The following is a 26,165-nucleotide window of genomic DNA, read 5'->3' as shown; positions in this document are numbered from 1 at the left end:
TTTACTGTTTTTCCTTCTTCAAAAAATAGGTTGAAATGGGTTGTATTGTATAATACAATTGACTAAAGATTCTGAAAATAGATTTTTGGAGGAGAGGTGCAAAGTTTTGTATTCTTCAAAACTAGTGGATGTATACCGTGATGGAAGGGTAGAAAGCTCACATTCTGGACACATAGCTGTCGTTAGTTCGGACGGCAAATTGTTATATTCGCTTGGCAACCCAAATCGAGTAACCTACGCTCGGTCATCTGTGAAGCCTTTACAAACGATTCCGGTAGTGGAAACAGGGGCTGGAGACCGCTATGGGCTGAGTGAATCCGATATATCGTTATGTTGCGCTTCACACAGCGGGGAGGCTCAGCATACCGATCGGGTACTGTCCATTCTTGGACGAGCAGGCATTGAAGACACTGCTTTACAATGTGGAACCCATATTCCACACGCGCAGGATACATATAAGAAATTGATCGCAGCGGGTAAGGATCTTACTCCTTTATATAGCAATTGCTCTGGTAAGCATACAGGAATGCTGGTGACCGCTAAACACCTGGGAGAAACGCTGGAAGATTACTATCTCCCTAGCCATCCGGTACAACAAAGAATTTTGAAAACAATTTCTGAGGTGGCTGATTATCCGATTGAAAAGATTGAAATGGGAACAGATGGATGCGGCGTACCAGTGCATGCCCTGCCACTGGAACGGTTTGCCTATGCCTTTGCCAGAATGGCCCGCCCTGATTATTTGGGAGAAGAACGAGCTATGGCTGTAAACCGAATTACCACTGCAATGATGAAGTATCCGGAGATGGTAGGCGGGACAGGTCGATTCTGTACCGATTTTATGAAAGCCGCTGGAGGTCGTTTATTTGGCAAAGCGGGAGCGGAGGCTGTCTACCTGATAGGAGATAGGGAAACGGGATTTGGCATCGCGATAAAAATAGAAGATGGAAATGGACGAGCTGCCTATCCAGTAGCGCTGGAGACGCTAAGACAACTCGACTTCATCAATGATAAGCAGCTAAACAACTTAATGCATCATTACCGCCCTGTTCTGAAGAATGCCCGCCAAGAAAATGTGGGTGAATTGGTTCCATCCTTTACGTTACACAAGTGCTAAGGGGTTTTTTGTAAATAAAAATGATCAAGGGGGAAATAAAATGATAAAAAGAAAATACCTGGCCACTGTGCTTACTGGATTAATGACCGTAAGCCTTGCGCTTGCAGGTTGTTCCAGTCAGTCCAGTTCGTCTGATGAGAGTCAGAAGCCGAAAACAGGGATAAGGCAGAAAGAACAACCTCTCGCGAAAAAAGACGGAAACAAGCTTACAATTGCAATCAAGGATAACCTCGTAAGCATGGACCCGCAGGACACAAACGATACTTTGTCCGGTTCCGTCCAAGCAACTATGTATGAAGGGTTAATTGGCTTCGACAAAGATATGAAAATGATTCCTGTATTGGCGGAGAGCTATGAAGCAAGCGATGATGCGAAAGTATTCACCTTCAAATTGAAGAAGGGAATCAAGTTCCACGATGGTACTCCATTTAACGCGGAAGCCGTGAAGGTAAACATCGACCGGGTCGCCAATCCGGATAATAAATTAAAACGATACAGCATGTTTGCACTGGTTGACAAAACGGAAGCCGTAGATGAGTACACCTTTAGAGTGACGTTAAAGGAACCGTTTGGAGCCATGCTAAATAACTTTGCCCATCCTGCTGCGAGGATCATCAGTCCTGAAGCTTTGAAGAAATACGGGAAGGAAGTCTCCATGCACCCTGTCGGAACAGGTCCGTTCAAATTTACGGAGTGGGATCCAAGCGACCATTTGACTGTTGAAAAGAATCCGGACTACTGGGAAAAAGGATTTCCGAAGGTAGACAACATCAAGTTTAAGCCTGTTCCGGAAAACGGAGCGCGTATTGCGATGTTACAAACTGGTGAGGCTGACTTTATTTATCCGGTTCCAACCGAACAGGCGGAAACCATCAATGGAAAAGACGGTATTGTTGTGGAAAATAAACCTTCCATTGTGGCCCGCTATATGACCATGAACACGACTAAGAAGCCCTTTAATGATGTTAAGGTACGTCGGGCGATTAACTATGCGATTAATAAAGAAGCGTTCTTAAAGGTTGTATACCGTGGATATGGAAGCGAAATGGATTCGGTCATTCCGGCCGGACTTCAATTCTATTCCAAGCAAAAACCGTACCAATATGACCCGGAAAAAGCTAAACAACTGTTGAAAGAAGCAGGCTATGAAAAAGGTTTTGAGACAACCATATGGGGAGCAAACAACTCAGATGCGATGAAGTCTATGGAGTTCCTGCAACAACAATTGGGACAAGTGGGCATCAAAGTAGATGTAGTACCAATGGAAGCGGGTACACTTACGGATAAAATCTGGTCCGTTCAGGATGCGAAAGACGCCGGAGTCGAGCTCTACTATGGCGGCTGGTCTTCTTCTACCGGGGATGCTGATTGGGGTATTCGTCCGTTACTGGCTGGAGATGCAATTCCGCCGAAGTCCTATAATGTAAGCTATTACCAAAATGAAAAGGCGGATCAGCTAATTAACGCCGCTTTACAAACGGCAGATCCGGAAAAGCGCCAAGCAGCTTACGCTGACGTACAGAAAATGATTTGGGAAGATGCCCCTTGGGCATCTCTGATAGTCGAAGATACAATCGCAGGGAAAAAGAACTACCTGGAAGGCGTTTACCTGCTTCCTGATGGTTCTCTGAGTGTAAAAGAGGCAGAAATTAAAAAGTAGGGAAATAGTGGGCGGTCGCTAATTGAGTTGGCGATCGCCTACTTGAAGATAGGAATAAGAAGGAGGCGGGTTATGTTTCGTTATAGTGTAAAGCGTTTATTGGGCATCGTTCCTATTCTGTTGATCGTTTCCATTTTTATTTTCATGTTTGTCCATATGATTCCTGGCGACCCTGCACGGCTTGTCGCTGGCCCGGATGCAGGTCCACAGGATGTGGAGCTTGTGCGCCAACAGCTTGGTCTGGATAAACCAATCACGACGCAGTACATCACCTACATAAGTAATCTGTTCCAAGGAGAATTGGGTATATCCATGAAAACGAAGCGACCTGTATTTGATGAGATTGCTCAAAGATTTATGCCTACTTTTTGGTTGACTGTTTGGAGTATGGTCTGGGCTATCGTATTCGGTCTCTTAATTGGTGTAATCTCGGCAACAAAGCGGAATAAATGGCAGGATTACACAGGTATGTTTAGTGCAGTATCCGGCATTTCTATACCATCTTTTTGGCTAGGTTTAATGCTGATTCAATTATTTTCAGTTAAGCTGGGCTGGTTTCCAACAGGAGGCAGTGACTCCTGGAAAGCGTATGTTTTACCGTCCATCACCTTAGGTGCTGGAGTAGCTGCCGTCATTGCCCGCTTTGCACGTTCTTCCCTGATGGACATTTTAAAAGAAGACTACATTCGTACTGGAAGAGCAAAAGGATTGAAGGAAAACGTGGTGGTATGGAAGCACGCTTTAAAAAACGCAATGATTCCCGTCATTACCATGACAGGATTGCAGTTTGGATTTTTATTGGGTGGATCCATCGTGGTTGAGACAGTATTCAGTTGGCCAGGATTGGGACGGTTACTAATTGATTCGGTATCATTCCGCGACTACCCAATGATTCAGGCGGAAATGTTACTTTTTGCTTTGGAGTTCATTTTGATTAATTTACTAGTAGATATCCTATATGGGGTAATGAATCCGCAAATTCGTTACGAATAGTGAAAGGGGGAATGAAAATTGGCAAATAGCGGTGTAGTTATTCAACCGAATGAACATGTTACTCAACAAGAAGTAGAGAAGGTACGTACCCCGTTTTTGGAGTTTTGTAGGAAGTTTAAAAAACAGCGATTGGCAATGATAGCTGCGTGTTTTATTGTTTTACTGTTTCTAATCGCCCTGTTCGGTCCTGCTATCGCTCCCTATTCTGCGGTAGAGCCGGACTACGATAATATTTTGAGTCCCCCCTCGATGGAACACTTGGCGGGAACGGATGCTTTCGGTAGAGATATATTCAGCAGGATTCTCGAAGGAACGAGAATCTCTCTCTTAGTTGGATTGACTTCCGTGTTAGTGGGAGCCATTGCTGGAACCATCCTTGGTCTAATCAGCGGTTACTATGGAAAATGGATAGACAGCCTCATCATGCGGTTTTGTGATGTATTATTCGCTTTCCCCGGAATTCTGCTTGCGATTGGTATTATTGCCATTTTAGGGCCAGGTCTGGGGAATGTCATTATTGCAGTAGCAATTTTTAGTATTCCCATTTTTGCACGAATTGTACGAAGTAGCACTCTCTCAATCAAATCTACAGTGTTTGTCGAGGCAGCACAATCCATTGGATCTCCCCCGCGCCGTATTATTTGGAAGCATATCTTCCCAGGTACAGTGTCTAGCATTATTGTGTATTTTACGATGCGGATCGGAACCTCGATTTTAACGGCTGCCAGCCTTAGCTTTCTAGGGTTGGGTGCCCAGCCTCCTTCACCGGAATGGGGTGCGATGCTTAGCTCCGGTAGGGACTTTTTGAATACAGCCCCGCATGTCACCTTTTTTCCGGGATTCGCCATTTTCATTACCGTACTTGCCTTCAATCTGCTGGGTGACGGTTTGCGGGATGCCCTCGATCCGAAGTTAAAAGATTAATAGAAAGGGAGCGATCATATGAACAACAACAAGCTATTGGAAATATCCAATTTAAAAACCTACTTTTTCTCTGACAAAGGTCCTGTACCTGCAGTTAATGGTGTTGATCTGTGTATAAACAAAGGCGAGACGCTCGGAGTCGTAGGCGAATCCGGTTGCGGAAAAAGTGTAACATCCCTTTCTATCATGCGTCTGCTCACAGATACACCGGGAAAAGTGATAGATGGTTCGATTCGATACGAGGGAAAGGATCTTTTATCCCTGTCAGAAAATGAAATAAGAGAGGTACGCGGTAACGAAATTGCAATGATCTTCCAGGAACCCATGACCTCATTGAACCCGGTCTATAAAATCGGACAACAGATTGGTGAGGCTGTACAGCTTCATTTAAAGTATGACAAGAAAAAGGCCCGGGAACACGTGATCAAGATGTTGAAATTAGTGGGAATCCCTCGTGCAGAAGAGATTATTAACGAGTTTCCGTATCAGTTGTCTGGCGGTATGAGGCAGAGAATTATGATTGCTATGGCGATGTCCTGTGACCCAACTCTGTTAATCGCAGATGAACCGACAACCGCTCTTGACGTGACAATTCAAGCTCAGATCCTGGAACTAATGAGGAATCTGAAAGAAGAAAAAGGGACAGCTATTATGCTGATTACACATGATTTAGGTGTTGTAGCAGAAATGTGTGACCGCGTCGTGGTTATGTATGCTGGAAAAGTAGTAGAGGAAGCCGATATATTGGAGATCTTTGAAAATCCCAAACATCCTTATACCAAGGGGTTACTTAACTCCGTTCCAAAGATGGGTCAGAAAACGAATCGGCTTGAATCCATTCCCGGCAACGTTCCTATTCCCACGAATATGCCAAAAGGGTGCAAATTTGCTCCACGCTGTTCTCAAGCAATGGACATTTGCCAGGAACAAGATCCAGATCTGCTACAAATCGCCGAAGGGCACCAATGTCGGTGTTTCCTGTATCAGAGCGAATTGGCAAAGGAGGCGTAATAATAAATGGCAGAGCTGTTAGTAGAATCTAGGAGTTTGAAGAAATACTTTCCCATTAGCAAAGGATTGTTCGGCCAGAAAAAATCATATGTTCGGGCTGTTGATGGGGTTTCCCTTTCCATTCAAAAAGGAGAAACACTGGGATTAGTTGGGGAAAGCGGATGCGGAAAGTCCACAACAGGGCGAATGATGATGCGGCTATTGGCACCTACGGAAGGCGAAATTTGGTTTAACGGGAAAGATATCAGTAAGTTAAACGACAAACAGTTGCGAGAAGTCAGAAAAGACTTTCAGATGATTTTTCAGGATCCTTACGCCTCCCTCAATCCTCGGATGACGGTCGGAGAAATCATTGCAGAACCTTTGATTGTTCATAATATGATGGCAAGAAAAGAGAGAGAGAAACGGGTTCACGAATTATTAGAGTATGTCGGCCTTACTCGTTATCACGCAAACCGCTATGCCCATGAATTTAGTGGAGGTCAACGACAAAGAATCGGGATCGCAAGGGCTCTTTCCGTAAACCCGAAGCTCATTGTGGCGGATGAACCTGTTTCTGCGTTGGATGTCTCCATTCAGTCCCAGGTATTGAATCTCATGCAGGATTTGCAAAAAGAACTCGGGCTGACGTATCTCTTTATCTCCCATGACTTAAGTGTGGTGGAGCATATCAGCGATCGTGTAGGCGTCATGTATCTAGGGAAAATTGTGGAAATGGCTCAGAAGGAATCTCTATATAAAAGTCCATTACATCCCTATACTCAGGCTTTAATGTCCGCAGTTCCCGTAGCCAATCCGCGTATGAAGAAAGAAAGGATTATTCTGGAAGGTGATATTCCTAGTCCATCGAATCCCCCAACAGGATGTACGTTTCACCCTCGTTGCCGGTCATGTATGGAAATTTGTAAAACAACTGTTCCTGAACTGAAGGAAATCGAGCCTGGTCATTTTTCCGCCTGTCATTTGTATGTATAATAGGAATGATGATTGGTTTCTTTAAAGTAAGGAGTGAAAGATACTTTGGTTGATAAAGTAGTAACGATTATTTCAATTCAGGATGAATATTTGTCGACGATCTCAAAACAGATGATAGGGATTGCTGGGGATTTAATCAAGATTCGTCCCATTTCCATTAAAAACTTGGCGAGGGAAACAATTTTGGAAGATGAAATCGTTTTATTAGGAGCCAACTTCATTCACCCACTTGTTCGACCTTTCTTGCCAAAAGGGGTAAGGACTATTGAGGCTAAACGAGGGCTAAATTTTGTAAACATAAAAAAACTACTTTATGCTCCACAAGGAAAGAACATTTTAGTCGTAAATGATACGAAGCATAACACGGACGAAACGATCCAAGTGCTTCGGGAGACTGTATTTGAGCATAACTATTACGCATATGATCCGGATACTCCGATTCCGGAGCAAATCGATTACATAATTACCCCCGGAGAAATGCAGCTCGTTCCCGAAGGAGACATGAAAGTGATCGATATTGGCTATCGTGTTCTTGCTTTGGAAACCGTTTTTGAAATATTTGAGGCACTGGGATTAGATTGTCAGCAATTTTTACTGGCCAATCGCTATATGAAATCCCTTGTCGCTTTATCCAATGGAAATACTACTTTTACGATTGACTCTACTTTTAGCAAATGGACAGAGTATACAGGCGGAACCGCCAAGTATTTCTTTAAAGACGTGATCGCGCATAGTCAAGCAATGAACGATGTTTTATACATAGCAAGGAAGCTTGCTAAAACGAGTGACCCTGTGCATATATTCGGAGAAACCGGTACTGGCAAAAGAATGCTTGCGCAGGCGATGCACAACGACTCTCCGGTTAAGGCGGGACCCTACCTCAATATCAATTGTGCGGCAAGGCCAATGGACGTGCTGGAAAGGGAATTGTTTGGAACAGAATCCGAGGGACAGATATTTCCCGGCCTGTTTGAATTGGCTAATGGAGGAACGTTGTGCATTGAAGAAATTGATGAATTACCTGTTTCCTTGCAAGGCAGACTCCTGCAGGCACTTGAGGAAGGTCAAATTTTCAGGATAAATGGGCATTCTCCTATTCCTGTTCAGGTAAGAATCATTACGACCAGCGATACCGATCTTTCAATGTCAGTGGAGGAACACAAATTTCGTAAGGATTTATTTTATTATCTGGCAGCCTTAACCTACAAAGTTCCGCCTTTGTCAGAGCGCAAGAAGGATTTTGAGCCACTCATTCAAACGTACCTGCAGTCCCATTTGCATCGGGAGGATTTGGTTATTCCGCCTGATATGATACGACTTCTACAACAATATCCTTGGCCAGGGAATGTAATAGAATTGTTTAATGCACTCTCATATATTGCCTGTTTGGAAGAAAAAGAGATAACTTTAAAGTTATTGCCATTCTATATGAAGGGTAGACTTCAAAAAGCAGCCGTGGAATCTATTCCGCAAGAAATGGCCGAGAGTGAATTAAATGAGCTGATTGTGAATATTGAAGAGCACGGTTTCCTGGAAGAAAGCCTGTCGATTCTCGAAGTGTTTGATCAAGGGAAGAAGCAACATACATCTTATGGCCGTGCTATCGTAAAGAAAAGACTTCAGGAAAAAAGTATTACTCTTTCCGAACAGCAGTTAAGGTCGCGATTGGATGTTCTCAACCAATTAGAGTTATTGAATGTACGTCAAGGACGTTCAGGAACGACTATTTCAAGAAAAGGAGAGTTGTTCCTTCAAACGCTACGCACGAAAAATAAACTAGTCAAAGGTCAGTAAGCGCAAAAAAGTTTTGGTGGTGTAGATGATGATTAGAGTAAGGCTTCGTGACCTTGGTATAAACATTGGAAGATATGAAACGGGAACGTATAATGCAATCACGGATGTTCCCGGAGTCAGGGTTGGACATACGACTCTTTCCTATAAAAATGCAGAAGATCGAATAGTTCAAACCGGAGTATCCGCAATCCTTCCGCACTCGGGCAGTTTATTTCAAGAAAAGGTGTTGGGAAGCTCATATGTGATTAATGGATTTGGCAAAACTGTAGGGATGATTCAATTGCAGGAACTAGGTGTAATAGAAAGCCCGATTCTTTTAACCAATACATTTTCTATCCCGGCGGTCTTGGAAGGTACCATTCGTTATCTCCTCGACCAAAACCCTCAAATCGGTGATACAACAGGTACTGTTAATGTCATCGTAGGAGAATGCAATGACGGATATCTCAATGATATCCGTGGATTACATGTTAGACCGGAACATGCCCGTCAAGCGATTCAGTCTGCCAGCTCGGGAATGGTGGAGGAAGGTTGTGTTGGGGCGGGAACCGGGATGTCCTGTTTAGGATTTAAGGGTGGCGTAGGAACAAGTTCGAGAATTGCTTCCTTTGGAGAACAGTCATATACCATTGGAACGCTGGTGGTCAGCAATTTTGGAGAAGAGAAAGATTTGCGTGTCCCTGGTGGCGGGTGGTTACACCATTCAGGAGAAAAGGAAAAAATGCCTGATGGATCAATCATGATCATTCTCGCAACGGATGCGCCACTCAACGAGAGACAACTTGGCCGATTAGCTAAACGGGCAGTATTCGGACTTTCTCGAGTCGGTTCTTATGCGGCCCATGGAAGTGGTGATATCGTCATCGCTTTCTCTACGGCACATCGAATCCCTCACGAACCGGATCGAGGAAATATATCCTATTCGTTTATGAGAGAGGACGGAAAGTGGATTTCCCAGCTGTTTGAGATGACCGTTGAGGCTGTGGAAGAGGCGATTTGGAATTCTATTTGCAAGGCGACTACAACTGAAGGAAATAAGGGAAGAGTTAGAGAGGCGATTCCTTATCATTTTTTGTTGGGATCATCTTCTAAAGGAGGAGTTTTGAAATGATTTCGGCTTATTTTAACGGGAAATTTGTTGAACCAAATGAGTCGGTCGTTCCTATTGATGAGAGAGGCCATCAGTTTGGTGACGGTGTTTATGAAGTTATTAGAATTTATGATAGCAAACCATTTATGATGGATGAGCATCTGGATCGATTGTATCGAAGCGCTGATGCTATCAAATTACGTATTGATCCTAATCGGGAAGCCCTCAAGGACACCATGCTGGAGTTGATACAAAAAAGCGGTTTAACGAATCTGGACCTTTATGTGCAAGTGACATGGCACCCAGGAATCATCTATTCCCGGATGGTCCAGTATCTGTTTCGAAGACTGCCAAACCATTTCGAAGCATTCCTCTTGGGGATAAAGGAGCAAGTGTCATCTTGCATCCTGATGAGCGTTGGGAAAACTGCTACATCAAATCGCTGAACCTACTTCCTACCATTTTGGCCAAGCAATGGGCGTATGAACAAGGATATTTGGAAGCGATTCTGGTTTGAGATGGTAAAGTGACCGAAGGAACGAGCTCCAATGTATACATCGTAAAGGATTCCTCAAAAAACACTACACCACTCTCCAAACATATTTTATCCGGAATTACGAGAATCGTAGTGAAAAACCTGGCAGGGTATCTCAGAATTCCATTTGTAGAAAAACAGTTTATGCCGGTTAAGACATTAGTTTGAGGGGCGAGGTAAGACTTCAAGAATTGAAGTTCATTTCAATAGATGAATACGATGATTTAAAGAGGTTACTTATGCCAATTAAACGATAAGGATTCCTATGATATGTCGATACTATTTAATTTATCTCCACTTGTATTCCATATTTCGATGTTAGCTGAAATAATCACCAGCTATAATATCGGTAGATCGTCATATAAATATGTCAGGAGATAAAAAAATGAGTGCTTACAAATTTACACTGTTGATACTTTTAACGACATTTTTAATGGGTTCTTCTTTTGCAGTAGTTAAAATTGGTCTGCCTTATTCATCCCCATTATTATTAGCAGCATTACGCTTCACACTTGCCGGATTCATAATGGCGATGATCGTAATCTTTTTAAAAAGACTGCATCCAAGCTCTAGAGGGGATTGGATTAAAATGCTTATTATCGGCACTTTTCAAACAGCCGGAGTAATGGGGTGCATTTTCCTGAGTTTACGCACTATAACAGCAAGTGAATCCTCAATACTTACATTCACGAACCCGTTACTTGTTGTTGTATTCGGTACCATCTTTTCACAAACACGCTATAAACTATATCAATGGATTGGAGTTTCATTAGGATTAGTTGGAGTAATTATAACGATGGGAGCTCAACTTGAATTCAAGGTTGGTATTCTTTTCGGTATTCTTTCTGCTGTTTTCTGGGCCATTTCCACTTTATTGGCGAAAAAATGGGGAGCGATTTCCGATACATGGGTATTATCTGCTTATCAGATGCTTTTTGGCGGTTTATTGCTTTTACTTGGCAGCTTTATTTTTGAAAAACCATTTTTCATAATGAATGGTCACTCGTTGTTCATTTTATTATGGTTAAGTATCATGTCATCGATCGTGCAATTCGCTGTTTGGTATTCCCTTTTACAAAAGAGTGATCCAGGAAAAACAAGTGCCTTTTTATTTTTGGCACCTTTCTTCGGAGTATTATCAGGGTGGGCACTATTAGGTGAACCGATATACACTTCACTCCTAATTGGCGGACTGTTTATTATCATTGGAATCTATCTTGTAAATAGCAATTTCCAAAAGGAAAATAAATTTGTTAAAAGAGCTTTATAGTAATCATTATGATTGTCTTAAGCTGCTAAGGAAAGAAAATCCCTCGTGAAAAAGAAAAGAGCCTCTTTTCTTTTTCACGAGGGATTATTAAATTATACCTCTATACAAAAGACTTCTTTAAATCCTTCTTTCCCTTTAGCTGTTACTTTTACTGCGCGAATAGATGGAACACGGACTATCCATTCTAAATCAAAAAAATGTGAAAGGAGCCCATTTCCTAAAGCACCGCCAAGATGATGGTGACGTTCACTCCAGTCTAAACATGAGTGGGAAAATGAACGGCGTTTTTTTCTTAAATCAAGTAAATCGATGCCGAATTCAGAAAAAAAATGATCTCCTTTGGGTGTGACTGTAAACTCTTTCTCTTCTATTTTCAAATATCCGGCTTTCAACATCGATTCAGTTAATTGGACTCCTAGTTTTCCTGCCAAATGATCATAGCAAGTTCTGGCTTCCTTAAGCAATTTGACTTGGTTTGATTGTTTTAACGACCGAACTTCAGGAGGTGGGGAAATGGCAAGAAAAGATTCTAAAATGTGCGCAATTTCTCCATTTGCTAGCTGATAGTAACGATGTCTTCCGTGCTTTTCAACTTTAACAAGGTTACCTTCCACTAATTTAGAAAGGTGAAAGCTGGCGGTTTGAGGTGTTATTACAGCCATCAATGCTAATTCACCTGCCGTATGAAAACGCCCATCCAGTAAACTTGCAAGAATTGTTGCACGTGACTTTTCCCCAAGAAGGGAGGCTATCTCCACCATATTTGGATTTATACTCAAAATAGTTACCAACCTTTCTACCGATATTTGAATAAGCTGAACGCAAAGTAAATAGCATTAAAAATATAAACTTATTTTTCTATTATACAGTACCGCTGCCCTAGTGATATTCTGTATCTTCATGATTCCCGCATTAAATGTTTTTGAAAACGGCCGATGAAAAGGTCCAAATCGCAGTGCAGGGAGAAATCATAGATATTAAAAGATTTGACCTTTCCGTGAAGCCTTAAAATCCGTGGGCACTCCAGTTTGAATTTCACTTCAACGAAAAGCTTGAACGGATAATTATATAGGTTCAAGTGTTTCCTGAATACCGGAAGGTTTTTGAGGATCTATATTCGAAGGTTTTTTTATTGATGTTAAAGGGGGCATCCGTTAAATTGGGTGCTTTTTTTATTAGGGAGAGATTATGGAATCAGGAGAGGTTAAAGGGAAGACTGTAAAGAAGAAAGACTGTCTATCCTTTGGATAAGCGTTTTTTAATGAAGTATATTCTTTGTAAACTAGGCATACATTCTTACATGTTCACTAACAGTTATCGTTCCTTAATAGTCTTGGAATAAATACCGGTGAATAGTCCCTTTTGTCGAATTTAGTAGTCAAATAGGAGGGAATGAAGAGTATGAAAATATCAGACGTTGGATTTAAAGGTCAAGTTTTTGGATTTATAAAGTTCACACCTTTTGTGGAAAGTTTCTTGTCTGGAGATTTATATATGAATAATTTCAAAAAGTATATTGATATGGAAAGTGCTTCAGGAGAAAAAGGTGTAGGAGACAAATTTGAAGCAGCACATGTTTTTACGGAATTAACAATGAATTTCTTTACTCAAAATACCCATGAATTAATAATGTCGGGGCGAACTAAAAAAATGAATTTCAGAAAAAATATAAATGAAAAAAGACCATTATATTGTATGTTTGCAATTGTCGGCGATATGTTAAAAGTGGTTAAGGAAGATGAAAAGTATTACTATACCAAATTTGATTTACCTAATGAACAAATCGATAAAATGATCAGGGAGTTCGGAGATAGCTTGATTTTTGTTACCCCATCGCAATTTATTGACAGAATTACTAGAACACTCAATGAAAAAGGTTATGCTTACAGAGGGGGCTTGGTCAAATATGATGATTATAACATCAATTCCTCAGCTAGGATGAGCTCTTATAAAAATCAAGGGACTGATATTTATTTTTGGAAAGATAAATACTTTGAAAATCAATATGAATATCGCATAGTTCTCACAGATCAAGAAGTTGATGAAGCATTAATTGTGAACGTAGGTGATATTTCAGACATTAGTACTATATTTAATGCAAATGAATTTTTCAGTGATAAATTTGAAATAAGATTACGAAAGAAAGGAAATCAAAGCATCCATTAAATTGGGTGCTTTTTAGTTTCAGGAGGGATAAAGAGAAAATATTGAACTTTTTAAATAGAAGAGTTAAATTAACCGGAAATTCTAGGATTATCGCATCCACAAGGGGTTTAATGACTCATTTATATTCACTAGTATTGGTTTAGTCTATTGGATTTATAAATATTCCCGAACTAGAAGATAATTTGGTCTTTTCCGAATGTTGGTTTTATAACATTGGATAAGATGGAGATATTTAGCAATTTCATGCTGGGCCTTGGAATATAATAAGTGATAGTGATTATTCAAAAAAGGGGGAGACCAAATCATCCAGATGCCAAGTTCTCCCTCCTTTCTAAAAAAAAGAAGCTAGGTAAACAACATGAATTAGATGTAGGTGTGGAAAGATCTTTAATTAAATCTGGACTATCTTTAAAGTATGTTTTTCCGCCATATTCATCGTTTTTTATAAATAATAATAGCAGAAAGTCGTCAATTTCAAGAGAGGTTTTTGCTGAATGTTGGACTCTATTGAATGGAGCTCTCTTAAAAGATTCATAAATGGTTTAAATTCAAAACACGGAAAACATACTTTAAGCAAATTTCGACAGCGTAATTGCAATGGTGATTAGTGGTTATAAGCCAGTTAAGTTTTTATGCAATAAAGAGCGATCACTGATAAGAATGTTTTGATGTCTACTGCGGCTAATTGATCTGCTCTTATAGGGGAGTTACTTTTGAAGGTGCTTCCGTATTTGGCTCAACAGCAACCCTGTGACTAGGACAAACGCACATCAATTGCAACCTGTTCTTCAAAGGAAATCCCCTTTTATTTGTAGGGAAAGTAATTATTTAATGCCGACTTATTTGCTTTTATTTTTAACAGCAAATAACTGGATATCTGATGTGAATTCGTGTAATCTACAAAAGTATGTTTTTTCCAAATCGTAAAGGGGGACCATAATTGAGTTCAACAAAAAGTAAACAGACAACAATTGTTGCCCTTTTGCTTGCGGGTACATTTATTGCGATCTTGAATCAAACATTAATGATTACCGCGATTCCTCCTGTAATGGAAGAAATGAATATTACGGCAAATAGTGCACAGTGGCTAACAACGGTTTTTATGCTGGTTAATGGGATCATGATCCCTGTGAGCGCGTTTTTACTGGAGCGCTTTACCACCAGACAGCTCTTCCTTTCAGCCATGGGGATTTTTGCTACTGGTACATTGGTAGCGGGGCTAGCTCCTAATTTTGGAATGCTGCTGCTAGGAAGGATGATTCAGTCGAGCGGAGCCGGAATTATGCTCCCGTTAATGCAAACAGTCTTCCTAATGATTTTCCCTGTTCAAAAACGGGGTGCAGCTATGGGACTGGTCGGGCTGGTCATTTCCTTCGCGCCGGCTATTGGGCCCGCTTTATCCGGCTGGGTTACGGAGACCTACTCATGGAGGGTGTTATTCTTTATCATTCTTCCAATTGCTATTATTGATATCATAGTTGCGTTCTTCGCTTTAAAAAATGTAACAGAAGTTACACGGCCAAAAGTGGATGTGCTTTCGATTGTTTTATCTTCCGTGGGTTTCGGTGGATTATTGTATGGATTTACAGCTGCTGGTAATTATGGCTGGACAGACGAGAGTACCAGCATATCCCTAGGCATTGGAACTATTTCACTTGTTTGGTTTATAAAAAGGCAATTGCGATTGAAGTATCCAATGCTGGAGTTCCGTGTGTTCACGTATTCATTATTCCCGATTGCTATTATTATTGGAGCCATTACTTTTATGGGTCTGATTGGTGCCGAAACGCTTATCCCGCTATTTATGCAAAACATGCGAGGATTTACTGCGTTTGAAGCTGGATTAGCGATACTCCCTGGAGCACTTATTACCGGGTTAATGTCCCCATTCATTGGACGTATTTTTGACCGGATTGGGGCCAGGTGGTTGGTTATTGGCGGATTACTCATCATAACCGCTTCCTCCTTTACTTTTATGGATGTTGGTCCTTCAACAAGTTTTACATTTATTATGGTAATGTACAGTATTCGGATGTTCGGGTTAGCCATGGTTATGATGCCTGTTTCAACGGCAGCCTTAAACCAGCTGCCTAAACGGTTAATTGCCCATGGTGCAGCAATGGATAATACGATGAAAATGATTGCCGCATCTGTAGGTACAGCAATCCTTGTTACTGTGATGACATCAGCTACCGAAAATGCTCAGCAGCGTCCCAAGATAGTCCATCCTGATATGTATGGCGCGCAAATCTCATTTATTGTCATCGCTGTACTTTCGTTAATTAGCTTCCTCATTTCTTTTAAAATAAAGGATCAAAAATCAGCAGGAAAAGAGTTCGGAGAGAAGAATTAAAGATTTGAATCCGATTTTTTTTAGGCTTGAAAAGAATCACAATATAGATTCATCTACTTGTGATTCTTTTTATACTAAATCTCCTTTTTTTTGCCCCCAGGCTCCTCACTTTATTGAACTCCCTCAGTTTAAAACGTTTTTCTCGAAAAAACCCGCTTATTCGCAGGGTTTCATTTTGAATGTATGTTAACGGATAAATGAAGTAACTTAGGGACATGTGGGAGTAATGGGAAAAATCGGTACCACTGAATACTTAACTCATTTAATAGAAAAAGTAGGTAACCCTATGATTGCGGCACTCGCAGCGTCATATATAGGTGGAGTAATCTGGCCTTTGCCTCGACTACAGGTATCTTAGCGGCTATACTTCCGATGGCGGCTCCTATCCTACCATATCGGCTATTGGCGTAATTACAGCAATCTGCATTGCTTCTGCCATTGTTGATTTAAGTCCTTTCTCTACAAATGGGGCATTATTACTTGCGAATGTCCAAGGCGTAAAAGAGCGTGTTTTTTTCCGACATATATTAATCTTTTCAATAGTTATTATCGCTACTGCACCGGGAATTGCTTGGCTTGTATTTGTGTTAATTGGAATACCATAATCTCTTAACTGTCCTTTGGTACAGTCCGGTTCATAAAAGTGAACAACTGGTTTTGCAAGAAGGGTTATGCTAATGAAGAAAAGAAATTATGATTCTATGTAAATTTTATACAAAACCAGTTAACATAATTGTTTTTTTAGGAGGTCGCTAAAAAAGACAAGTCTATGTTTATCAGGGGTTTGGCTCTTAGTCGTTTTTATCGTTTATTAAGGATTTCATACATTCTTGATGTAGCATGGGTTTGCTATAAGGTCCAGAGTCCCTATTTATTCCCGTACAGGAAGGGAGAACTCCCCATTACCCCTATATCGTGCCGAAATCTTTAAGGTTCTTCTGCAGGCATGGTTCAAGGTCAGCAAGTTGTGGAGAGAGCGACAATCAATACACTTGATAAGATGGGGGATGCTGGTGAAACAGGATTCAAGGGAGCCAAAAGAATGGTCGCCAAAGTTTATAGAGTCCACCAAAATAATAAGCGTCAAGAAGAATACCAGTCGAGAAAAGAAGGCTCGGGCCGAAAGACCTTTACCAATCCACCCGTAGCAAATAGTGGAAGGTCAGAATATCGAAAAGCTGTTGGTGAGAATACACCTCAAAACCAGATGTAGGGAGAAATCAAGGGCAACAAGCAATCGGAAAAGGGTCAATCAATACAGCAACGGGCTGTATACAGGGATGGCCAACCGATCAGCTTCACGAAATGCGGGAGCTGCGATTGTGGATTTAAAGGATTATAAAAGTGAAAAGGAGGAAGGGGAAACAGGCAAAGGACCAGTCAGTGGATAACCTTCACGAAGTCCTGAACGTACGGTTTCGGAAACCCGGAAGCCTGGTGTGAACCCTCCGAATTCAACTAGACAAGAAAGTAGAAAACAAGAACAGCCTAAGCATTCTATGCAACGGACAGAGGGGGTACATGACCGTGAAAATCAACCTTCCCCGCATCGTAACCCAGCTACAAAAATGGAAAGCAAACAAGAAGCAGCAGCTTCAAGAGAACCAGTCAAACACCTAAAGCAATGGGGAATTCAAAAGAAAATCGATGCGAGACAAGCAAAAGTATTACCTTCCATATCCGTTAAACGTTCGGAGGGAAGGAAACCTAAAGCTAAGGAAACCGAAAAGTATCGAGAATGATAATTCAAGAGAAGTGAGTTCATGACAGGTATGTTTGTGAACATCCAAACCCATCGTTTTGTCAGTATCTCTTTTTAGAAAGGAGTTCCTATGCAAGGCGTTATAAAGAAAGTGTAAAAGCAGAAATTCTATTAAAAACAGTTGATGAAGGCTAAACACACGTTTTTTCCTTAATTCAATCAGGTATCCAGCCTGATTGGCGGTTGCTGATGAAACCTTTGAAATTTTATTCTGATCTCTATACTTCACTCTATGATAAGGAGAACAACTTAGCACAGTAGTTATTATTTGATAGATGTCTAATTTTCTTTGTCCATTATCTTGAGTTTCTTAAATTTGTAGATAAAATTAATAAATTCAATAGCAAAAAAACGCTTGGAATCATAAAATCATCCAAGCGTTTTGCGCTTATTTCAATATATTTCATTTGTTAATTGCATTTCCCTATGAAAATTCGACTTATCTCAATGTAATGAAATTATTTAGTTATTGATTACTTGGAAATGAAAATTCCGCTTTATTTTCGTTGTCTTTGGATTCAGGCCATCTTTCTGAAACCGTTTTGGTTTTTGTGAAAAAGCGAACGGTGTCTGGACCAAACATGTGGCCTTCCCCGAATTTCGAACGCTTCCACCCTCCAAAGTTGTAGTATCCGACTGGTATCGGAATCGGTACGTTCACACCGACCATTCCCACTTCAATTTGTTCTGAGAACTTCCTTGAAGTATGTCCGTTTTCTGTAAAAATTGTCACACCATTACCATATTCGTGATTATTAATTAATTCAATTGCTTCGTCTAAGCTATTCACGCGTACCACAATACGTGCCGGTCCGAACACCTCATCACGATAAATTTTCATATCAGGAGTAACATGATCTAAAATCGTTGGTCCTAAATAAAAACCTTTTTCCGTTTCACATATTTTGGGATTTCGGCCATCCACATATAATTGTGCGCCTTCTTCAAGACTTTCATTAATGTACTTGATAACAGTATCCTTTGATTCTTGTGTTATTACAGCTCCAAAGTCTGCATTCTTGTCATTATATGCCCCTACTTTTAATTCTAGTACACGAGTTTTTAGTTTTGCTACAAATGCATCAGCTGTTGCTTTACCAACTGGAACAGCTGCTGAAATCGCCATACAGCGTTGGGATGCAGAACCAAATGCTGCACCTAAGAAGGCAGTAACAACTTGATCTAAATCAGCATCCGGCATAATAATCATATGATTCTTTCCTCCACCGAAAGAAGCTACTCTCTTATTATTACGGCTTCCTTCGTGATAAACATATTCAGCTACCCTAGTAGAACCTACAAAAGATATAGCACATACTTTTGGATTTTTAAGTAATGCATCAACTGCCTCTTTGTCACCGTTAATGATACTCCAAATTCCATCTGGTAGGCCCGCTTTTTTCCATAGATCCGAGATAAATAAAGCTGAGTTCGGAACACGTTCAGAGGGTTTTAAAATTACTGCATTTCCACAAGCAACTGCCATAGAAGTCATTGCGAGCGGTACCATTACTGGAAAATTGAATGGAGAAATCGCTGCAACTACACCTAGAGGTTGTTTCATTGAAAAAGAGTTGATATTTCCACCAACATTGACAGAGTATTCACCTTTTAACATATGTGGAGCATTTATCGCTAAATCAACCGATTCAATTCCTCTACTAATTTCACCTTTTGCATCAGAAATTGTTTTGCCGCTTTCAAGACCTATTATATTTGCCAGTCGTTCTGTTTCCTCTATTAGAAGGCTTCTAAAGCGATGAATAACTTCTACTCTTTTTGCCACAGACGTATTTTTCCAAACTGCAAAAGCCGAATGTGCCACTTCAATTGTTTCATTTACTTCCTCTACAGAAGCATATGGACAAAAAGCCGTTACTTCACCCGTTGAAGGACTATATACCTTTCCAAAGCGTTCACTTCTGCCAGGTTTCATTTCTCCACCAATAAAATGAGTTAATGTTTTCGTATTAAATTCACTTTTAATCATAGTCATATTATTTATTCCTCCAAATTTATTATTATTTTTTTTGTATTGCTTTTTCAGCTAGCTTCTTAGTCATTAAGTAAACAGCAGACATATCATTCTCTCCATAACCTTCATTCGCCGCCTGCATATACCAATCTACCAAGTGGTCTCCAATTGGCAGCTTAATTTCACATTCCTCAGCCATTTGCTTAGCTATTTTTAAATCTTTTAACAACAGATTTGTTGTAAAGCCAGGTTCAAAGTTATTTTTGGCGATATACTCCTTATAATTTCTTTCATATATTCTGCTTTGGCCATAACTTACACTTAGGATTTCAAACATACGCTCGTGATCTAAGCCCATATTTTCACCAAGAGTTAGCGCTTCCCCAACTGCTTGGGTATAGAAGCCGATCATCAAATTATTGATTAACTTAATCACAGTGCCACTATCTGGATTTTCTCCAACATGAAACAGATTTTTTCCTAGAATATTTAGCAGTGGCTGCACTTCATCAAAGTATACTTTAGGTCCTCCAACCATAAATGTTAGGGTTGCATTAACGGCACCAATAACACCGCCACTTACTGGAGAACCTAAGTATCTTAAGTTATTTTTCTGGCAAGCAGTAAAAACTTTACGGTTTAATTCTGGTGTTACTGTACTTGTATCAATAATCATTAAATTATCAGCACCATACTTAATAATACCTTCTTCGAAAAATGTCATCTCAACAATAGCTGGTGAAGGCAAACTAATAAATATCACATCTGCATGTTGAAGTACTTCTTTAATACTTTGACATACATGTCCACCATTTTCTTGAAATTTGACAATGGCTGTTGGATTAATGTCAAAACCGTATACTATATATTCGTGACTAATCAAATTCTCTGCCATAGGTAAACCCATATTTCCTAATCCGATAAATCCTATCCTATGTTTTAAACTCATCTCTCTTTCTCTCCTTCAGGTATCATCTAGTAAAAAATCATATATAAGATAACTGCTAAAGCTAAAGCTGCTGTAGGTACGACCACACTGAGAACAAATACTGGCTTATATGCTCGTTGATGTGTCTCTTTACATACCGCTCTGATAGTAGTAACGACGTATCCGTTATGTGGTAAAGAATCTAGTCCACCTGAAGCAATGGATGAAATTCGATGCATAGCTCCTGGATCTAAACCTTGTGCTTGATAAATAGGTGCAAGTATAGGTAAGGCGATTCCTAAACCGCCAGAGGCTGAACCCGTAATAGCGGCTATAGTCGTAACAGCCATAGCAAGACCCGCATATTCTAGCCCAGGCATATTAGTAAGCGTATCCACAATAGCAGTAAATGCTGGTACTTTTGCTGCAACTGCACCAAATCCTACCACAGCACATGTATTAGCAATGGCATTAAGTGCATTTTCAGCCCCTATAGTAAGGGCTTTCCAATGAGTGCCAATAGCATTTTTATACATAAGCGTCCATCCCACAACAATTCCCGCAAATAAAGCAACCAATACCGCTTGGTCCGTCGGGATATACTTGGCAACAATATTTAAGACTGCTACTACAGAGATCAAAGGAATGATCGAAATAATTATATTGGGCAAGCCCTTTTCAGATACTCCTTGATTTGGGTCATCCTCTGTTTCCAGCCGAGTTGCAGCAACCTCATTCGATGCACTTTCAGCAATGTGGTCCATAGAAAAAGTTTCTCCTCTATCTACAGCTTTTTGAACCATCCTTCCTAAGAGAATTCCACCTCCAACCATAATTAATAGAGCAATAACCACACCCACCCAACCTCCAGCAGTTGGAGTCGTAGCAAAATGTTCAGTAGGAATTAAATTTTGTATTTCTGGTGACCCTGGCGATGTCATAGTGAAAGAGATGGATCCAAAGACAAGTGCACCAGGTATAAAACGATGAGGTAAATTAGCACTTTTAAACAAAGAAACTGCAATAGGATAAACGGAAAAGGCAACGATGAATACGCTTACACCACCATACGTCATAAGCGCACACGCGGTTACAACAGCAAATACTGCACGCTTAGCTCCGAATCTACGCTGAACCCAATCTGCAATTGAATTTGCAGATTTTGTATCTTCCATGACTTTTCCAAAAATGGCCCCTAGTAAAAATGTTAAAAACCAGGAAGCAAAGAAACCAGTGAAGCCTCCCATGTAGTCAGTTGTTAACGCTTCCATTAGATTAAGCTTGCCTGTGATACTTACAACAACAGAACACAACACAGCTGCAATAATGATGTTTATCCCTTTAATGGTCATATACATGAGTAGTCCAAGACCTACTATTAAACCTAAAAAACTAATTGCCATATTAACCAATCCCCCCTTTCCAAATACAATATTACTTTTTGAGTAGTTTCATAGTTGAATAGTTGAATAGTCATTAGTAAAGGAGACCCGATATAGATCAATAATTTCCTCTTTGCTAGGCACTCGGGGGTGATTCCCTGGACTTCCGCTTGCTAATGCGTCAGTTGCCATTTTCTCTAAAGATTGTTCAAAATCTTCTTCATTAATTCCCCACGCTTTAAGATTAGGAATATTTAAATCAACACATAGTTTTTTAATAAATAATACGGTTTCTTTTGCCACGACCACATCACTTTGCTGCTCCATGCCTTCCATAATTGTCCGACCTACTTGAGCTAGTTTTTCAACGCAGCTGCCTTCACTAAATTCCAACACAGCTGATAAAAGCATTGCATTCGAAATCCCATGTGGTACTTTATACAAGGCACCAATTGGCCGAGACATCCCACGAACAAGGCATACGGATGAATTAGAAAAAGCAATGCCTGCTTGAATTGAAGCTAAAGCCATCTGTGTTCTTGCTTCTAAATCATTTCCATCTTCATAAACACGTTGAATGTTATCTATAATTAATTTGATAGATGATAAAGCTAGTGTATTAGTTAAAGGATGAGACTTACGTGAGATATAAGCTTCTAAAGCATGACATAATGCATCAATCCCTGTGGCAACTGTTAACATTTTTGGTGATGAAAGCGTTAGACTTGGGTCAACAATAGCTACCTGTGGCATTATTTTAGGTTGTTTAATCATCATTTTTAAATCTTTAATTGTATCAGTCACAACTAACGCATCAGTCACCTCAGATCCTGTTCCAGCTGTTGTTGGAATAGCTATTACTGAAACGGGATCATTTATAATCTCATTTTCCACACCCATATATTCAATTAAAGCGCCTTCATTTCTAGCTAATAGAGCTACCGCCTTAGCAGCATCAATGCAACTTCCTCCGCCTAGACCAACAATTAAATCACATTCCTTTTCTTTAAAAAGAGTTAAAGCCTCTTCAACATGAGTATCTTTTGTTTCTGAATCCACTCCCAAATATGTAATCGAGTGAACACCCCCATCTTGAAGATATCTAATAACCCTATCCACATAACCTAAATCCTTCATAGGCTTGTCACTGATTAACAATGCTTTGGAACCTAAATCATTTGCCACTTTGCCTAGTTTAGAAAGGCTTTGATTTCCATAATATACAATATTAGGCGTACGTAATTCTCCGATAAAATTCACACTGCACCCCCTGATAAAAAATTGACTTTCAGTTATAAACTAATGCAAGAGTTGTGCCAATTCGTTATTAAGCCAAATTTCCTGTAAGTACCCATCCATTTTTAAAATATCTGTTTTCGAAAAGCAACACTCGATCGATAATTATGTAGATAAACAAGAACAACTTCGTTGACAAATGACAACAATTTCCTTTATTGTTATTTTGAATATTGATACTATTCAAAATTCGCATCAATTTAAAATAAGATAGGTGATTCTGATGAATGTTTTAAATAATAAAAGCGTCTCCTATAATATTTTTAATGACGGAATCGTTGAAGATTGGATGGAAGAAGAGTCTTATTTATTACAAATTCACGACTCTATTTATAAAGCTGCTAATATCATGTCGAAATACGAAATAGATAACCTTGCAGTGGTTAACGAAGATTGTATAGTAAAGGGGATTGTCACTTTCTCAATAATAATGAGAGCATTTTTGAATGGCCTACCTTTAGAACAAGAAATTCAAAATATCATGATTAAGAAGTTCGATGCTTGCTATGCTGACGATCCTATAAACGAACTTTCCTTTCAGTTTGGAACTCGTATTCCAGTATTAGATAGAAATGGACGTCTTATTGGTCGTTTCCCTTCAACGAGAAGTTTGCTAAACCAATTCTTTGTATTGAGCGAAAAAGTACAATCATTAGATCAAATAGTAAAAATGTACGATCTTTGTTTTGATACAGCCTATGAAGGTATAACTGTAGTAGATCAAAACGGCGTAATCCAACTTTTTAATAATTCCTACAGCCGTTTCGTACAAATGAGAAAGGAAGAAGTTATAGGTAAGCACTGTACTGAAGTAATTGACAATACCCGGTTGCCAGTTGTTCTTGAAACGGGAATTCCTGAACGCAATAATGCGGTTATTTTGCAGGGGCAAGAAATGATTGCTAGCGTAATTCCGATATGGAGAAATGATAAAGTGATTGGTGCAATAGGAATGCTTGTTTTCGAAGGAGTTTCAGAGCTCTCTAAAGTCTTTGATAGGATGCAGACCCTTAAGGATAAATCGAGTCATAAACAGATTACACTTGAATATCCCAAGAAAGATGAAGCAACGATTACATTTGATAAAATCATCGGTGAAAGTAGCTCTATAGGTGAAGTTAAAAAAATAGCTCGTCGAGCAGCAAAGACATTGGCTACAATTTTAATTATCGGTGAAAGCGGTGTTGGAAAAGAGTTGTTTACCAAAGCTATTCATAATTTAAGTCCAGTAAAAAATGGTCCATTAATATCCATTAACTGTGCGGCTATTCCTGATGAGTTGCTTGAATCTGAGCTTTTTGGGTACAACCATGGGGCTTTTACAGGAGCAAGCAAGGGAGGAAAACCAGGGAAATTAGAATTGGCTCATAACGGAACGCTTTTTTTGGATGAAGTTGGAGACATGTCCCTTCACCTACAAGCTAAACTGCTTCGCATCTTGCAGGAACAAAAATTTGAAAGGATTGGGGGAATTAATGAAATTCATGTGAACGTACGTATTATTGCCGCAACGAACCAGCCATTAGAACAGTTGGTTGAAAAGGGGACCTTTCGAAAAGATTTATTCTATCGTCTAAATATCATTCGTTTGCACATCCCTCCCCTTAAAAATAGAAAAACAGATATTCCTATTTTAGTATCGAAATTATTAGAAGAATGTTACAAAAAATACCAAATCCCCCCCGTTAAATTAAGTCGAGAAGTCTTGGAAAGCTTCATTCAATATGATTGGCCTGGAAATGTTCGGGAAATGGCAAACCTTTTAGAAAGCTTAGTTGTTCTTTCAGATCAAGCACGAATTCAACTAGAAGATCTGCCACCACATCTTAAAGACTATCTTATAAGGACTAAAAATGAATATAGTAAATATCCTAGTGAAAAAACAGGCCAGATCTCAACTCATACTATTAATCCTCTTATAACTACTGAGCTAGAATTAGATCAGCAATTAGGTTCTCCTCACCAAGGAAATAGTTCAACAACCTCTAATTTGCTGGTTAATGAAAAAGTGGCGAACGAAGAACGTGAACGTGAACTTATTTTAAACATCTTACAGAAAGTAGACGGAAACAAATCGAAGGCAGCTAAAATCCTCGGCATCCACCGAACTACTTTATATAAAAAAATGGTCAAACATCACCTAAGATAAACTTGATAGGGGGAGCGTCACATGCCCATAAAGCAAAGTTAAAACGGATACCTTCAAAAATGAAAAAACGCTATGCTTATCGTAAGAAGTTTACGAGAAAGGATGGTGTTTTTTTATAATCCAATCATCTCTAGTGAACTAACACTTTTCGCAGAAGAATTACAACGCTTTTTATCTCCAATAGTCCTACAAGAAATCGCCAAACAAGTTGGTTTTGTACAGCGGTCTAATAAGTATCAAGCAGATGAACTCATCGCTCTTTGCGTTTTGCTCAGCCAAGAAGTCGCTCGTACATCACTTACGCAACTAAGTAGTCGTTTAGAGGCTTCGACGGGTGTACTAATGAGCAAAAAGGGACCCAATTAGCGCTTTAATCCTGCAGCTGTCGCATTCCACCGAGAGTCTTTTTTTCACCTTTATATTTAAGGACACAAATTGATCAACTCCTGTCCCCATATCATAAGGAAGTAGAATTATTGGATGGTATACCTGGTGTGAACAAAGCAGCCGCAGTGCATCCCAGTTGATTAATTATAGATGAAACACGTACGGTGGTTTTTTATATTCATTAACAATATGGTTTCAAGAGGAAAGTGTTATTAGAGATTCTTATTTTACGAATTAAATGTTGACACTAAAGAAAGATAGAAGTATGATAATGAAGTCGCCTAATTAACGAGCGATTTTAACAAAAGAAATTCTTCGCAGAAGTTGACAACTATTCAATGTTATGTTAAGTTGAATGAGTTGAAACAAACCAACAACAATTGCTCTTTGAAAACTGA

General features: G+C 39.8%; 21 protein-coding genes and 1 pseudogene. 17 read left to right on the top strand and 5 right to left on the bottom strand.

Annotation, left to right across the window (positions count from 1 at the left end; genetic code table 11):
* Nucleotides 1–106 precede the first annotated feature (106 nt).
* The 11 genes from J7J00_RS14275 to J7J00_RS14230 all read left to right on the top strand — a co-directional run bounded on the left by J7J00_RS14275 (nt 107) and on the right by J7J00_RS14230 (nt 11,369).
* Nucleotides 107–1,117: an asparaginase gene (locus J7J00_RS14275; RefSeq protein ID WP_214791527.1), complete on the top strand. Its 1,011-nt coding sequence runs from the start codon at nt 107–109 to the stop codon at nt 1,115–1,117.
* A 40-nt stretch (nt 1,118–1,157) separates the two neighbouring features.
* Complete coding sequence (gene gsiB / locus J7J00_RS14270; protein WP_214791525.1) at nt 1,158–2,777, top strand: glutathione ABC transporter substrate-binding protein GsiB; 1,620 nt, start codon at nt 1,158–1,160, stop codon at nt 2,775–2,777.
* A gap of 72 nt (nt 2,778–2,849) precedes the next feature.
* Entirely contained in the window at nt 2,850–3,770 is a 921-nt protein-coding gene (gsiC, locus tag J7J00_RS14265; RefSeq protein WP_214791523.1) for a glutathione ABC transporter permease GsiC, read from the top strand.
* Nucleotides 3,771–3,788: 18 nt separating this feature from the next.
* Nucleotides 3,789–4,694: an ABC transporter permease subunit gene (locus J7J00_RS14260; RefSeq protein ID WP_214791521.1), complete on the top strand. Its 906-nt coding sequence runs from the start codon at nt 3,789–3,791 to the stop codon at nt 4,692–4,694.
* Between the two features lie 18 nt (nt 4,695–4,712).
* Entirely contained in the window at nt 4,713–5,705 is a 993-nt protein-coding gene (locus J7J00_RS14255; RefSeq protein WP_214791519.1) for an ABC transporter ATP-binding protein, read from the top strand.
* Nucleotides 5,706–5,711: 6 nt separating this feature from the next.
* Complete coding sequence (locus tag J7J00_RS14250; RefSeq protein WP_214791517.1) at nt 5,712–6,680, top strand: ABC transporter ATP-binding protein; 969 nt, start codon at nt 5,712–5,714, stop codon at nt 6,678–6,680.
* A 45-nt stretch (nt 6,681–6,725) separates the two neighbouring features.
* Complete coding sequence (locus J7J00_RS14245) at nt 6,726–8,474, top strand: sigma 54-interacting transcriptional regulator (protein ID WP_214791515.1); 1,749 nt, start codon at nt 6,726–6,728, stop codon at nt 8,472–8,474.
* 28 nt (nt 8,475–8,502) lie between these two features.
* On the top strand, nt 8,503–9,585 hold the full coding sequence (locus tag J7J00_RS14240; RefSeq protein WP_214791514.1) for a DmpA family aminopeptidase: 1,083 nt from the start codon (nt 8,503–8,505) through the stop codon (nt 9,583–9,585).
* A complete protein-coding gene (locus tag J7J00_RS28075) occupies nt 9,582–10,010 on the top strand; it encodes an aminotransferase class IV (RefSeq protein WP_286201357.1) in 429 nt (142 codons plus the stop codon). The genes J7J00_RS14240 and J7J00_RS28075 overlap by 4 nt, the downstream gene beginning before the upstream one ends.
* 80 nt (nt 10,011–10,090) lie before the next feature.
* Nucleotides 10,091–10,267 carry an aminotransferase class IV gene (locus tag J7J00_RS28070; RefSeq protein ID WP_309487172.1) on the top strand — a complete coding sequence of 59 codons (177 nt, stop codon included), beginning with the start codon at nt 10,091–10,093 and terminating at the stop codon, nt 10,265–10,267.
* A 217-nt stretch (nt 10,268–10,484) separates the two neighbouring features.
* Complete coding sequence (locus J7J00_RS14230; protein WP_214791511.1) at nt 10,485–11,369, top strand: DMT family transporter; 885 nt, start codon at nt 10,485–10,487, stop codon at nt 11,367–11,369.
* Between the two features lie 92 nt (nt 11,370–11,461).
* On the opposite strand, the gene J7J00_RS14225 is transcribed toward J7J00_RS14230, so the two are convergent.
* Complete coding sequence (locus J7J00_RS14225; RefSeq protein WP_214791509.1) at nt 11,462–12,148, bottom strand: ArsR/SmtB family transcription factor; 687 nt, start codon at nt 12,146–12,148, stop codon at nt 11,462–11,464.
* A 622-nt stretch (nt 12,149–12,770) separates the two neighbouring features.
* On the opposite strand from J7J00_RS14225, the gene J7J00_RS14220 reads away from it, so the two are divergent.
* The 4 genes from J7J00_RS14220 to J7J00_RS14205 all read left to right on the top strand — a co-directional run bounded on the left by J7J00_RS14220 (nt 12,771) and on the right by J7J00_RS14205 (nt 17,630).
* Entirely contained in the window at nt 12,771–13,535 is a 765-nt protein-coding gene (locus J7J00_RS14220; RefSeq protein ID WP_214791508.1) for a hypothetical protein, read from the top strand.
* A 940-nt stretch (nt 13,536–14,475) separates the two neighbouring features.
* A complete protein-coding gene (locus J7J00_RS14215; protein WP_214791506.1) occupies nt 14,476–15,888 on the top strand; it encodes a DHA2 family efflux MFS transporter permease subunit in 1,413 nt (470 codons plus the stop codon).
* Nucleotides 15,889–16,834: 946 nt separating this feature from the next.
* On the top strand, nt 16,835–17,101 hold the full coding sequence (locus tag J7J00_RS14210) for a hypothetical protein (protein WP_214791504.1): 267 nt from the start codon (nt 16,835–16,837) through the stop codon (nt 17,099–17,101).
* A gap of 286 nt (nt 17,102–17,387) precedes the next feature.
* Complete coding sequence (locus tag J7J00_RS14205) at nt 17,388–17,630, top strand: hypothetical protein (protein WP_214791502.1); 243 nt, start codon at nt 17,388–17,390, stop codon at nt 17,628–17,630.
* 486 nt (nt 17,631–18,116) lie between these two features.
* Here the strand turns inward: J7J00_RS14205 and J7J00_RS14200 are convergent, their stop codons facing one another.
* From J7J00_RS14200 to J7J00_RS14185, 4 genes are read right to left on the bottom strand one after another with little or no spacing between them, the layout of a single operon-like run.
* Nucleotides 18,117–19,640 (bottom strand): CoA-acylating methylmalonate-semialdehyde dehydrogenase, encoded by a 1,524-nt coding sequence (locus tag J7J00_RS14200; RefSeq protein ID WP_214791715.1) that lies wholly within the window; start codon nt 19,638–19,640, stop codon nt 18,117–18,119.
* A 31-nt stretch (nt 19,641–19,671) separates the two neighbouring features.
* Nucleotides 19,672–20,574, bottom strand: a complete 903-nt coding sequence (locus J7J00_RS14195; RefSeq protein ID WP_214791500.1) for an NAD(P)-dependent oxidoreductase — start codon at nt 20,572–20,574, stop codon at nt 19,672–19,674.
* A 26-nt stretch (nt 20,575–20,600) separates the two neighbouring features.
* Nucleotides 20,601–21,956 carry a GntP family permease gene (locus J7J00_RS14190; RefSeq protein WP_214791498.1) on the bottom strand — a complete coding sequence of 452 codons (1,356 nt, stop codon included), beginning with the start codon at nt 21,954–21,956 and terminating at the stop codon, nt 20,601–20,603.
* 48 nt (nt 21,957–22,004) lie between these two features.
* Complete coding sequence (locus tag J7J00_RS14185) at nt 22,005–23,195, bottom strand: iron-containing alcohol dehydrogenase (RefSeq protein ID WP_214791496.1); 1,191 nt, start codon at nt 23,193–23,195, stop codon at nt 22,005–22,007.
* Between the two features lie 259 nt (nt 23,196–23,454).
* Here J7J00_RS14185 and J7J00_RS14180 point away from each other — a divergent pair, with 259 nt between their 5' ends.
* Entirely contained in the window at nt 23,455–25,380 is a 1,926-nt protein-coding gene (locus J7J00_RS14180; RefSeq protein WP_214791494.1) for a sigma 54-interacting transcriptional regulator, read from the top strand.
* Nucleotides 25,381–25,482: 102 nt separating this feature from the next.
* Nucleotides 25,483–25,743: pseudogene (locus J7J00_RS14175) on the top strand (IS4 family transposase); the annotation flags it as partial.
* Nucleotides 25,744–26,165 lie beyond the last annotated feature (422 nt).

The sequence above is a fragment of the Bacillus sp. ISL-4 genome (assembly GCF_018613275.1).
GTDB classification, from domain to species: Bacteria; Bacillota; Bacilli; order Bacillales; family DSM-1321; genus Peribacillus; species Peribacillus simplex_E.
The sequence above is the reverse complement of the archived record's forward strand: the minus strand, read 5'-3'. Positions and strand labels throughout refer to the sequence as shown.